12 protein-coding genes are annotated in these 12,696 nt (G+C 55.8%); 10 read left to right on the forward strand and 2 right to left on the reverse strand.

Annotation, left to right across the window (positions count from 1 at the left end; all coding sequences use genetic code 11):
• The first annotated feature begins 3 nt into the window (after positions 1-3).
• From lpxA to tilS, 8 genes are all read left to right on the forward strand, one after another.
• Positions 4-792: an acyl-ACP--UDP-N-acetylglucosamine O-acyltransferase gene (lpxA, locus tag L2Y28_RS04055; RefSeq protein ID WP_003856164.1), complete on the forward strand. Its 789-nt coding sequence runs from the start codon at positions 4-6 to the stop codon at positions 790-792.
• On the forward strand, positions 792-1,940 hold the full coding sequence (gene lpxB / locus L2Y28_RS04060; protein ID WP_022647111.1) for a lipid-A-disaccharide synthase: 1,149 nt from the start codon (positions 792-794) through the stop codon (positions 1,938-1,940). Before lpxA ends, lpxB begins: the two co-directional genes overlap by 1 nt.
• A complete protein-coding gene (gene rnhB / locus L2Y28_RS04065; protein WP_022647112.1) occupies positions 1,937-2,533 on the forward strand; it encodes a ribonuclease HII in 597 nt (198 codons plus the stop codon). The genes lpxB and rnhB overlap by 4 nt, the downstream gene beginning before the upstream one ends.
• A 38-nt stretch (positions 2,534-2,571) precedes the next feature.
• Positions 2,572-6,054 (forward strand): DNA polymerase III subunit alpha, encoded by a 3,483-nt coding sequence (dnaE, locus tag L2Y28_RS04070; protein ID WP_022647113.1) that lies wholly within the window; start codon positions 2,572-2,574, stop codon positions 6,052-6,054.
• Positions 6,055-6,066: 12 nt separating this feature from the next.
• The gene (gene accA, locus L2Y28_RS04075; RefSeq protein WP_003856154.1) at positions 6,067-7,026 is read left to right on the forward strand and encodes an acetyl-CoA carboxylase carboxyl transferase subunit alpha; all 960 of its coding nucleotides are present in this window, start codon (positions 6,067-6,069) and stop codon (positions 7,024-7,026) included.
• Positions 7,027-7,126: 100 nt separating this feature from the next.
• Complete coding sequence (locus L2Y28_RS04080) at positions 7,127-9,259, forward strand: lysine decarboxylase LdcC (RefSeq protein ID WP_022647114.1); 2,133 nt, start codon at positions 7,127-7,129, stop codon at positions 9,257-9,259.
• Positions 9,260-9,325: 66 nt separating this feature from the next.
• Positions 9,326-9,715, forward strand: a complete 390-nt coding sequence (locus L2Y28_RS04085; RefSeq protein WP_022647115.1) for a VOC family protein — start codon at positions 9,326-9,328, stop codon at positions 9,713-9,715.
• A gap of 58 nt (positions 9,716-9,773) precedes the next feature.
• Positions 9,774-11,060, forward strand: coding sequence for a tRNA lysidine(34) synthetase TilS (tilS, locus tag L2Y28_RS04090; protein ID WP_022647116.1), 1,287 nt, complete (start codon positions 9,774-9,776; stop codon positions 11,058-11,060).
• Positions 11,061-11,086: 26 nt separating this feature from the next.
• Here the strand turns inward: tilS and rof are convergent, their stop codons facing one another.
• Positions 11,087-11,347, reverse strand: coding sequence for a Rho-binding antiterminator (gene rof / locus L2Y28_RS04095; RefSeq protein ID WP_022647117.1), 261 nt, complete (start codon positions 11,345-11,347; stop codon positions 11,087-11,089).
• Complete coding sequence (locus tag L2Y28_RS04100; protein ID WP_003856146.1) at positions 11,334-11,534, reverse strand: YaeP family protein; 201 nt, start codon at positions 11,532-11,534, stop codon at positions 11,334-11,336. Before L2Y28_RS04100 ends, rof begins: the two co-directional genes overlap by 14 nt.
• A 195-nt stretch (positions 11,535-11,729) precedes the next feature.
• Between L2Y28_RS04100 and L2Y28_RS04105 the strand changes: the two genes are divergently transcribed.
• Both L2Y28_RS04105 and arfB read left to right on the forward strand, forming a co-directional pair.
• Complete coding sequence (locus L2Y28_RS04105) at positions 11,730-12,275, forward strand: YaeQ family protein (protein WP_022647118.1); 546 nt, start codon at positions 11,730-11,732, stop codon at positions 12,273-12,275.
• The gene (arfB, locus tag L2Y28_RS04110; protein WP_022647119.1) at positions 12,272-12,688 is read left to right on the forward strand and encodes an alternative ribosome rescue aminoacyl-tRNA hydrolase ArfB; all 417 of its coding nucleotides are present in this window, start codon (positions 12,272-12,274) and stop codon (positions 12,686-12,688) included. The genes L2Y28_RS04105 and arfB overlap by 4 nt, the downstream gene beginning before the upstream one ends.
• Positions 12,689-12,696: the final 8 nt, after the last annotated feature.

Genomic DNA, 12,696 nt, shown 5'->3' on the forward strand with positions numbered 1-12,696 from the left:
TACGTGATTGATAAATCCGCCTTTATTCATCCTACCGCCATTGTGGAAACGGGTGCCATCATTGGCGCAAACGTCCACATTGGCCCGTTTTGTATTGTTGGACCCCATGTCGAAATTGGTGAGGGTACAGTACTGAAATCTCACGTTGTCGTGAATGGTCATACCACCATTGGCTGCAACAATGAGATCTATCAGTTCGCCTCCATCGGCGAAGTTAACCAGGATCTTAAGTATGCTGGCGAACCGACCCGCGTGGAAATCGGCGATCGTAACCGCATTCGCGAAAGCGTCACCATTCATCGTGGTACAACGCAAGGCGGTGGATTGACGAAGGTGGGCAGCGACAACCTGTTTATGGTTAATGCGCATATTGCGCACGACTGTACCGTGGGTAGCCGCTGTATTCTCGCCAACAACGCAACGCTGGCGGGGCACGTATCGGTCGATGATTTCGCAATTATTGGCGGCATGACCGCAGTCCATCAGTTCTGCATCATCGGTGCACACGTGATGGTCGGCGGGTGCTCCGGTGTGGCGCAGGACGTCCCACCGTTTGTGATTGCGCAGGGCAACCATGCCACGCCGTTTGGCGTGAACATTGAAGGCCTTAAGCGTCGTGGCTTTAGCCGCGAAGCGATTACCGCGATCCGCAACGCGTACAAATTGCTGTACCGTAGCGGTAAAACGCTGGAAGAGGCGAAGCCGGAAATTGCCGAGCTGGCGAATAAGCACCCTGAAGTGAAAACGTTCATGGAATTCTTTGAACGTTCAACCCGTGGTCTGATTCGTTAATGGTCGACAGTCGTCCGCTTACTATCGCCCTGGTCGCCGGAGAAACCTCCGGCGATATTCTTGGTGCAGGTCTTATCCGCGCGCTTAAAGCCCGTGTACCCAATGCCCGCTTTGTGGGCGTGGCTGGGCCGCTGATGCAGGCCGAAGGCTGTGAAGCCTGGTATGAAATGGAAGAGCTGGCTGTGATGGGCATCGTCGAGGTGCTGGGCCGCCTGCGTCGCCTGCTGCATATTCGCGCCGATCTTACCCGCCGCTTTACCGACCTCAAGCCCGATGTCTTTGTCGGCATTGATGCACCTGATTTCAATATTACCCTTGAAGGGAACCTGAAAAAGCAGGGGATCAAAACTATCCATTACGTCAGCCCGTCCGTGTGGGCGTGGCGACAGAAACGCGTTTTCAAAATCGGACGGTCCACCAATCTGGTGCTGGCTTTTCTGCCTTTCGAAAAAGCGTTTTACGACAGGTTTAATGTCCCGTGCCGTTTTATCGGTCATACCATGGCGGATGCCATGCCGCTGGACCCTGATAAAAATGCGGCGCGTGACGAACTGGGCATCCCGCATGATGTGCACTGTCTGGCGCTGCTGCCAGGGAGCCGGGGTGCGGAAGTTGAAATGCTCAGTGCCGATTTCCTGAAAACGGCGCAAATTCTCCGCAAGACGTACCCAGACCTTGAAGTGGTCGTGCCGCTGGTGAATGCCAAACGCCGCGAGCAGTTTGAGCGTATCAAAGCCGAGGTTGCCCCGGATCTTCACGTCCGCCTGCTGGACGGGAAAGGGCGGCAAGCCATGTATGCGAGCGATGCCGCACTGCTGGCTTCCGGCACGGCTGCGCTGGAGTGTATGCTGGCAAAATGCCCAATGGTGGTCGGTTATCGCATGAAACCGTTTACCTTCTGGCTGGCAAAACGTCTGGTAAAAACAGACTACGTATCCCTGCCAAACCTGCTTGCAGGTCGCGAGCTGGTGAAAGAACTCTTGCAGGATGAATGCCAGCCGCAGGCACTGGCTGATGCATTACTGCCGCTGCTGGCCAACGGTAAAACCAGCCACCAGATGCATGATACTTTCCGTGAACTGCATCAACTGATCCGCTGTAATGCTGATGAGCAGGCGGCCGATGCGGTGCTGGAGTTAGCACAATGATGGAATTTATTTATCCCCATACCCACCTCGTTGCCGGTGTGGATGAAGTCGGTCGTGGTCCGTTAGTGGGTGCCGTTGTGACCGCGGCGGTGATCCTCGATCCAGCCCGCCCGATCCCTGGCCTGAACGACTCGAAAAAACTGAGCGAAAAGCGCCGCCTGGCGCTGTTCGATGAAATTAAAGAGAAGGCGCTGGCCTGGAGTCTCGGGCGCGCAGAGCCGGATGAGATCGACGATCTGAACATTCTGCACGCCACCATGCTGGCGATGCAGCGTGCCGTTGCTGGCCTGAAGATTGTGCCTGAGTATGTGCTGATCGACGGTAACCGTTGCCCGGCGCTGCCGATGCCTTCAATGGCTGTTGTTAAAGGCGATAGCCGCGTCGCAGAAATCAGTGCGGCGTCAATCATTGCTAAAGTGACGCGCGATGCCGAAATGGCCGCGCTGGACCTCACTTATCCCGCGTATGGTTTCGCCCAGCACAAGGGATATCCAACGGCTTTCCATCTGGAAAAGCTGGCTGAACATGGCGCAACTGAACATCATCGGCGCAGCTTTGGCCCGGTGAAACGCGCGCTGGGACTGGTGTCCTGAATCAAGACGCAAGCAATTAAGTAACGCGGGATCTGAAGATGGCTGAACCACGTTTCGTACACCTGCGGGTGCATAGCGACTACTCCATGATCGATGGGCTGGCAAAGACCGGGCCGCTGGTAAAGAAGGCGGCCTCGCTTGGCATGCCTGCGCTGGCGATCACCGATTTTACCAACCTGTGTGGCCTGGTGAAGTTCTACGGAACGGCGCATGGCGCAGGATTAAAGCCCATCGTCGGCGCGGATTTCCACGTGCAGAGCGACCTGCTCGGCGATGAGATGACGCAAATTTCCGTGTTAGCCATGAATAACACGGGCTATCAGAACCTCACTCTGCTGATCTCAAAAGCCTACCAGCGCGGCTACGGCGCGCTGGGTCCATGGATTGACCGCGACTGGCTGGCGGAGCTGAACGAAGGTCTGCTGCTGATCTCCGGTGGTCGTATGGGGGATGTCGGCAAATGCCTGCTGCGCGGGAACAACGCGCTGGTGGATCAGTGCGTCTCGTTCTACGAAGAGCATTTCCCGGATCGCTATTACCTGGAGCTAATCCGTACCGGGCGTGCGGATGAAGAGAGCTATCTGCATGCGGCCGTCGCCCTGGCGGAAGCGCGTGGCCTGCCTGTGGTAGCCACCAACGATGTGCGCTTCCTTGAGCCGGGCGATTTTGACGCACATGAAATTCGCGTCGCTATCCACGACGGCTTCACCCTCGACGATCCGAAACGTCCTCGCAATTACTCATCGCAGCAGTACATGCGCAGCGAAGAGGAAATGTGTGAGCTCTTCTCCGACATCCCGGAAGCGCTGGAAAATAGCGTAGAGATTGCCAAGCGCTGCAACGTCACCGTGCGTCTCGGCGAATATTTCCTGCCGCAGTTCCCGACGGGCGACATGACCACGGAAGATTTCCTGGTCATGAAATCGAAAGAGGGCCTTGAAGAGCGTCTGGAATTCCTCTTCCCGGATGAAGCGGTCCGTAAAGAGAAGCGTCCTGAATATGACGAGCGTCTGGATATTGAACTCCAGGTGATCAACCAGATGGGGTTCCCTGGCTACTTCCTGATCGTAATGGAGTTCATCCAGTGGTCGAAGGATAACGGCGTACCGGTTGGCCCGGGCCGTGGTTCAGGAGCCGGCTCGTTGGTGGCGTACGCATTGAAAATCACCGACCTCGATCCGCTGGAATTCGACCTGCTGTTCGAACGTTTCCTCAACCCGGAACGTGTCTCCATGCCCGACTTCGACGTCGACTTCTGCATGGAAAAACGCGACCAGGTTATTGAGCACGTGGCCGATATGTACGGTCGTGATGCGGTTTCACAGATCATTACCTTCGGTACGATGGCGGCGAAAGCGGTTATCCGCGATGTGGGCCGCGTTCTGGGCCACCCCTACGGTTTTGTCGATCGAATCTCTAAGCTGGTGCCGCCCGATCCGGGCATGACCCTGGCGAAAGCCTTTGAAGCTGAACCTCAGCTGCCGGAAATCTACGAAGCCGACGAGGAGGTGAAAGCGCTGATCGACATGGCGCGCAAGCTGGAGGGCGTCACGCGTAACGCCGGTAAGCATGCGGGGGGCGTGGTTATTGCCCCGACCAAAATCACCGACTTCGCGCCGCTGTACTGCGATGAAGCGGGCCAGCATCCGGTCACCCAGTTCGACAAGAACGACGTTGAATACGCCGGGCTTGTGAAGTTCGACTTCCTTGGTTTGCGTACGCTGACCATCATCAACTGGGCGCTGGAGATGATCAACGCCCGCCGTGAGAAGAACGGCGAGCCGCCGCTGGATATCGCGGCTATCCCGCTTGATGACAAGAAAAGTTTCGACATGCTGCAACGCTCCGAGACGACAGCCGTCTTCCAGCTTGAATCCCGCGGCATGAAAGATTTGATTAAGCGTCTGCAACCAGACTGCTTCGAAGATATGATCGCGCTGGTGGCCCTGTTCCGTCCGGGCCCGTTGCAGTCGGGGATGGTAGATAACTTTATCGACCGTAAGCACGGGCGCGAAGAGATTTCCTATCCGGATGTGCAGTGGCAGCATGAAAGCCTGAAGCCGGTACTGGAGCCAACCTACGGCATCATCCTGTATCAGGAACAGGTCATGCAGATCGCCCAGGTGCTTTCTGGTTACACCCTTGGCGGCGCAGATATGTTGCGTCGTGCGATGGGTAAGAAAAAGCCGGAAGAGATGGCCAAGCAGCGTTCCATCTTTGAAGATGGGGCGAAGAAAAACGGCGTCGATGGCGAACTGGCGATGAAAATCTTCGACCTGGTGGAGAAATTCGCCGGGTACGGATTTAACAAATCCCACTCCGCCGCTTATGCTTTGGTGTCGTATCAGACGCTGTGGCTGAAGGCTCACTATCCCGCTGAGTTTATGGCGGCGGTAATGACCGCCGATATGGACAACACCGAAAAGGTGGTTGGCCTGGTGGACGAGTGCTGGCGCATGGGGCTGAAGATCCTGCCGCCGGATATTAACTCGGGCCTGTACCATTTCCACGTCAACGATGACGGGGAAATCGTCTATGGGATCGGCGCGATCAAGGGCGTGGGTGAGGGGCCGATCGAGGCGATCATCGAAGCGCGTAACAACGGCGGCTATTTCCGCGAGCTGTTCGACCTGTGCGCCCGCACCGATACCAAAAAACTGAACCGGCGCGTGCTGGAAAAACTGATCATGTCCGGTGCGTTTGACCGGCTGGGGCCACACCGCGCCGCGCTGATGAACTCGCTCGGCGATGCGCTGAAAGCGGCCGATCAGCATGCTAAAGCGGAAGCCATTGGTCAGGCGGATATGTTCGGTGTGCTGGCGGAAGAGCCAGAGCAGATCGAGCAGTCGTATTCCAACTGCCAGCCCTGGCCAGAACAGGTGGTGCTGGATGGGGAGCGTGAGACGTTAGGCCTGTACCTGACGGGACACCCGATCAACCAGTATCTGAAAGAAATTGAGCGCTATGTCGGCGGCCACAGGCTTAAAGACATGCATCCGACAGAACGTGGTAAAATCACCACGGCTGCGGGGCTCGTGATTGCTGCAAGGGTAATGGTCACCAAGCGCGGCAATCGTATCGGCATCTGTACCCTGGATGACCGTTCCGGGCGTCTGGAGGTGATGTTGTTCACCGACGCGCTGGATAAATACCAGCAATTGCTGGAAAAAGACCGCATACTTATCGTCAGCGGACAGGTCAGCTTTGATGACTTCAGCGGGGGGCTTAAAATGACCGCCCGCGAAGTGATGGACATTGACGAAGCCCGGGAAAAATATGCTCGCGGGCTTGCTATCTCGCTGACGGACAGGCAAATTGATGACCAGCTTTTAAACCGACTCCGTCAGTCTCTGGAACCCCACCGCTCGGGGACCATTCCAGTACATCTCTACTATCAGAGGGCGGATGCACGTGCGCGGTTGCGCTTTGGTGCAACGTGGCGTGTCTCTCCGAGCGATCGTTTACTGAACGATCTCCGTGGCCTCATTGGTTCGGAGCAGGTGGAACTGGAGTTTGACTAATACAGGAATACTATGAGTCTGAATTTCCTTGATTTCGAACAGCCGATTGCAGAGCTGGAAGCGAAAATCGATTCTCTGACAGCCGTAAGCCGTCAGGATGAAAAACTGGATATTAACATCGACGAAGAAGTGCATCGTCTGCGTGAAAAAAGCGTAGAACTGACGCGCAAAATCTTTGCCGATCTCGGCGCATGGCAGATCGCCCAGCTGGCGCGTCATCCACAGCGTCCGTACACCCTGGATTATGTCCGCCTGGCGTTTGACGAATTTGACGAACTGGCAGGCGACCGCGCATACGCTGACGATAAAGCTATCGTCGGCGGTATCGCGCGTCTTGATGGACGTCCGGTGATGATCATTGGTCACCAGAAAGGCCGTGAAACCAAAGAGAAGATCCGTCGTAACTTCGGTATGCCAGCACCAGAAGGCTACCGTAAGGCCCTGCGTCTGATGGAGATGGCTGAGCGTTTCAATATGCCAATCATCACCTTCATCGACACACCGGGTGCTTACCCGGGTGTTGGCGCAGAAGAGCGCGGTCAGTCTGAAGCCATCGCACGCAACCTGCGTGAGATGTCTCGCCTGAAAGTGCCGGTCATCTGTACCGTTATCGGTGAAGGTGGTTCCGGCGGTGCGCTGGCAATTGGCGTGGGCGATAAAGTGAATATGCTGCAGTACAGCACCTATTCCGTTATCTCTCCGGAAGGCTGTGCCTCCATTCTGTGGAAAAGTGCCGATAAAGCGCCGCTGGCTGCGGAAGCGATGGGCATCATTGCCCCACGTCTGAAAGAGCTGAAGCTGATCGACACCGTTATCCCTGAACCGCTGGGTGGCGCGCACCGTAAGCCGGAAGTGATGGCTGCTTCCCTGAAAGCGCAGCTGCTGGCAGATCTGGCGGATCTGGACGTGCTGAGCACAGAAGATCTGCTCAACCGTCGTTATCAGCGTCTGATGACCTACGGTTACGCATAAGCCTCACAATTATCCTAAAAGCCGCACATTGTTGCGGCTTTTTTTATACCTGCCGTTTACCTTAACTATGCTTATCTGATGTTTTTCAAGGAGGTAAACCATGAACATCATTGCCATCATGGGGCCACACGGCGTCTTTTATAAAGACGAACCCATCAAGGAGCTGGAGCAAGCCCTTAAAGCACGCGGATATCAGCTAATCTGGCCGCAAAACAGCGCCGACCTGCTGAAATTCATCGAACACAATCCGCGCATCTGTGGCGTGATATTCGACTGGGACGAATACGACATGGAGTTGTGCAGCGAGATCAATAAGCTCAACGAATATCTTCCGCTGTACGCCTTTATCAACACTCACTCGACCATGGACGTCAGCGCCCATGATATGCGTATGGCGCTGTGGTTCTTCGAATACGCGCTCGGCGTTGCCGAGGACATTGCGACCCGCATTCAGCAGTACACCGGTGAATATCTGGATAACATCACCCCGCCGTTTACGCGTGCGCTGTTCACCTATGTGAATGAAGGGAAGTACACCTTCTGTACGCCAGGCCACATGGCGGGAACGGCCTATCAAAAAAGCCCGGTAGGGTGCCTGTTCTACGATTTCTTTGGCGGCAATACGCTGAAGGCGGACGTGTCGATTTCAGTGACCGAGCTGGGCTCGCTGCTGGATCATACCGGCCCGCATCTGGAAGCCGAAGAGTACATCGCCCGGACCTTTGGTGCCGAGCAGAGCTACATGGTGACCAACGGAACCTCGACATCGAACAAGATCGTCGGCATGTATGCCGCGCCTGCCGGTAGCACCCTGCTGATTGACCGGAACTGCCATAAATCACTGGCGCATTTGCTGATGATGAGTGACGTCGTGCCGCTCTGGCTGTCTCCCACGCGTAATGCGCTGGGGATCCTCGGTGGCATTCCTCGCCGTGAGTTCGCGCATGAAGCCATTGAAAATAAGATCGCGGCGATCCCCGAGGCAAGCTGGCCTGTGCATGCGGTGATCACCAACTCCACCTATGACGGGCTGCTTTACAACACGAACTGGATCAAGCAGACGCTGGACGTGCCGTCGATTCACTTTGACTCCGCGTGGGTGCCTTACACCAATTTCCACCCGATTTACTCGGGTAAAAGTGGGATGAGCGGCGAGCGGGTGCCGGGCAAGGTGTTCTTCGAGACGCAGTCGACGCACAAAATGCTGGCCGCGTTTTCCCAGGCGTCTCTCATTCACATCAAGGGTGAGTACGACGAGGACACCTTCAACGAAGCCTTCATGATGCACACGACCACGTCGCCGAGCTACCCGCTGGTGGCGTCCATCGAAACGGCGGCGGCGATGCTGCGCGGCAATCCCGGGAAACGCCTTATTAATCGTTCGGTGGAGCGGGCGCTGCATTTCCGAAAAGAGGTTCAGCGACTTAAAGATGAAGCGGACGGCTGGTTCTTTGATATCTGGCAGCCGGAAGAGATTGATGAAGCAGAATGCTGGCCCGTCGCGCCGGGGGAGAGCTGGCACGGTTTTCGGGATGCTGATGCAGACCACATGTTCCTCGATCCGGTTAAGGTGACGATCCTGACGCCGGGTATGGATGAGCAGGGTGTGATGGGTGAGGAAGGGATCCCGGCTGCGCTGGTGGCGAAGTTCCTTGATGAACGCGGCGTGGTGGTGGAGAAAACCGGCCCCTATAATTTGCTGTTCCTGTTCAGTATCGGGATCGATAAAACCCGCGCGATGGGGCTGCTGCGCGGACTGATGGAGTTTAAGCGCGCATACGATCTTAACCTGCGGGTGAAGAATATGCTGCCGGATCTCTACGCGGAAGATCCTGACTTCTACCGCAATATGCGTATTCAGGATCTGGCCCAGGGGATCCACAGGCTGATCCGCCAGCACGATCTGCCGCGCCTGATGCTGCAGGCATTTGATGTTCTGCCTGAAATGAAGCTGACGCCGCACAGGGCGTGGCAGCGCCAGGTGAAAGGGGAGGTTGAAACCATTGAGCTGGAGAACCTGGTCGGGCGGGTATCAGCCAACATGATCCTGCCTTATCCGCCGGGCGTACCGCTGCTGATGCCGGGCGAGATGATCACCGAGGAGAGCCGGGCGGTGCTCGATTTCCTGCTGATGCTCTGTTCGATAGGGCGCCACTATCCGGGCTTTGAGACGGATATTCACGGTGCGAAACGCGATGATAACGGCGTGTACTGGGTGAGAGTCCTAAAATAAAAGGGGCCGCTTGCCAGGGGCGGGTTGTCGGTTGTAACGTTCAGGGCACCATAAAAAGGAGAAACTATGCTGGGTTTAAAAGCTGTTCATCATATTGCGATCATTGCCACCGATTACGCGAAAAGTAAGGCTTTTTACTGCGACATTCTCGGCTTTACGCTGTTGAGCGAGGCCTACCGCGAGGAGCGCGATTCCTGGAAAGGCGATCTGGCGTTAAACGGACAATATGTGATTGAACTGTTCTCTTTTCCTTTCCCGCCAGCGCGTCCTTCGCGCCCGGAAGCCTGCGGCCTGCGCCACCTGGCCTTCAGCGTCGATAACCTGGACAGCGCGGTAAAGCATCTGGAAGCCCACGGCGTGGCCTGTGAAGCAATTCGCATCGATCCCTTCACCGATAAACGTTTCACTTTTTTCAACGATCCGGACGGTCTGCCGCTGGAGCTTTATCAGCAGTAATCGCCGTCATGTGTGATAATGCCCGTTCAGTTCGGGCATTTTTTATGTGTAATTTCCTATGACCTTACCCGCTATCGCGCACGCCGTTTCACCCTACCGCCAGCTGCTGGTGGGGTTCAGCGGTGGCCTGGATTCCACCGTTTTGCTGCACCGTCTTAAGCTCTGGCGCGACCGTGAGCCTGACGTCCAGCTGCGGGCGATGCATATCCATCACGGCTTAAGCCCCCATGCCGACGAGTGGGTGGCGCACTGCGAAGCGGTGTGCTCAGGGTGGGCGATCCCGCTAATCGTTGAACGCGTCACGCTTGAGGATGAAGGGCTGGGTATTGAGGCGCAGGCGCGCAAAGCCCGCTACGCCGCGTTTTCCGGCGCGTTAAAGCCTGGAGAAGCGTTGGTCACCGCGCAGCATCTGGACGACCAGTGCGAGACGTTTTTACTGGCGCTCAAGCGGGGCAGCGGGCCTGCGGGTTTATCCGCCATGCCTGAGCGTGCTGGTTTTGCTGAAACAGAGCTCATCCGCCCGCTACTGGGTGAGACGCGCGCATCACTGGAAGCCTGGGCGCAGCAACATCATCTGCGCTGGATTGAAGACGAAAGCAATCAGGACGACAGTTACGACCGTAACTTCCTGCGCCTGCGCGTCTTACCGCTGCTGAGTGAGCGCTGGGCCCATTTTTCCGAAGCGGTGGCCAGAAGTGCCATGCTTTGTGCTGAACAGGAAAGCTTGCTGGATGAGTTGCTGAGCGGGGAGCTGAATACGCTGACTACCGCTGACGGTGCCCTGAACATTGCGCCGTTGAAAGTGATGAGCCCCGTGCGTCGGGCTGCTCTGATTCGTCGCTGGCTGGCTTCCCACCGTGCGGTTATGCCGTCCCGGGCGATGCTCAACCGTATCTGGGAAGAAGTTGCACAGGCGCGGGAAGATGCCGCACCGTGTATACACCTGAATGGTTATAACGTCAGGCGCTATAAAGAGCAACTCTGGTGGGTGAAATCTGTGCCGTCGCTGGCTGACGTTGTGCTCGACTGGCCGTCGCCGGAAAAAGCACTAACGCTACCGTTGAATGCCGGTGTCGTTGCGTTAAGCCATTCGGGCAATGTGCGTCTACCTGAGCCGGACGAGAACGTCACCATACGCTTCAGGGCCAGCGGCATGCTGCATATCGTTGGGCGTAACGGCGGGCGTAAACTGAAGAAAATCTGGCAGGAACAGAACGTTCCGCCCTGGCGACGTGATACCACGCCGCTTCTGTTTTACGGCGACACGCTCATCGCGGCGGCAGGTGTGTTTATTACTCAGGAAGGGTGGGCTGAAGCGGGTGTTAATTTTGAATGGAAAGCGTAACGGGCAGCCTGGCTGCCCGTTGGTTATCAGGATTCGCTCACCACGACGGTGCCGATTTCCGGATGGCTGAAACTGGCAATTTTGTCGAGGCGTAACTCACGCGTTGCACCTGCATCTTTCACAACCAGGTATTCCACATTTTTACGGGAAACCAGATCGCTGGCCTTTGCCTTTAGCACTTCGCCATCTTTTAGCTCCAGCGTCAGTATTAAATGATGCTGGCAGGCGAGTTCGAGGTTGTCATAGTCATCACAATTGATGGGTTGATAGGTATCATTCATCGACATAATCGCTCACCAGTAAATTCGCCGCAGCATACGCTGCTTTTTCCCTGACCGATTCAGAAAGGCTCTCATCAGAGGCCACTTCATTCAGCACGTTCAATACACAGCCCAACGCATCCGGGATGTACCCCAGATCTCCGCTGGCAATTTCCGCATACCGTCTGCGAATCAACTCACAATAATTATTCACATCACCTCCTGCCAGCGTACTGACTTACTGTGAGATATCATTAAGCCTACGAAGTTAAACTCGGTTTAGCAAGGTGACTATACCATACTCATTTAAGCAATATCAGCGCCTTGATAACGGGGTGCCACCACCTCGTAACAGCCTTTTGCTGCGGTTTTCGCTACAATGTACGCCTGATTCGAAAGGAGTTCTCTCATGGCGCTGAAAGCGACAATTTATAAAGCTGTGGTCAATGTGGCGGATCTTGACCGTAACCAGTTTCTGGATGCGTCATTGACGCTGGCGCGTCACCCTTCTGAAACCCAGGAGCGCATGATGCTGCGCCTGCTGGCGTGGATTAAGTATGCCGACGAGCGTCTGCAATTTACCCGTGGTTTAAGCGCGGAAGATGAACCGGAAGCCTGGCTGCGCAACGATCATCTGGGTATCGATTTATGGATTGAGCTTGGCCTGCCGGATGAACGCCGGATCAAAAAGGCTTGCACCCAGTCAGCTGAAGTGGCGTTGTTTGCCTACAACCAGCGCGCGGCGGAGATCTGGTGGCAGCAAAACAAAAATAAATGTGCGCAGTTCAAAAATCTTACCGTCTGGTATCTGGACGATGAACAACTGGCACAGCTGAGCGCATTCGCCAGCCGGACAATGGCGCTTCAGGCAACGATTCAGGACGGCGCCATCTGGCTTTCCGATTCTCAGAATAATCTGGAAATTCATCTCACGGCCTGGCAGCCCGTATCATGATTGAGTTGTCCCGAAACGTCAGCATCCCTGATCACGAGCTGGAGATCACCGCCATCCGTGCTCAGGGCGCAGGGGGGCAGCACGTTAACAAGGCCTCAACGGCTATCCATTTGCGCTTTGACATCCGGGCCTCCAGCCTGCCAGAGTATTATAAAGAAAGCCTGCTCGCCGCCAGCCATCATCTGATCACCAGTGAAGGTGTGATTGTGATTAAAGCGCAGGAATATCGCAGCCAGGAAATGAACCGGGAAGCGGCACTTTCCAGACTGGCGGCGGTCATAAAAGAGCTGACGGCTGTACAAAAAAGTCGCCGGGCAACACGTCCAACGCGGGCATCGAAAGAACGTCGGTTGTCATCGAAGGCGCAGAAATCCACCGTAAAGTCACTGCGTGGCAAAGTCCGTCATCCGTAATGTGACGA

The organism is Enterobacter sp. JH25 (assembly GCF_021725435.1).
Classification (GTDB): domain Bacteria; phylum Pseudomonadota; class Gammaproteobacteria; order Enterobacterales; family Enterobacteriaceae; genus Enterobacter; species Enterobacter intestinihominis.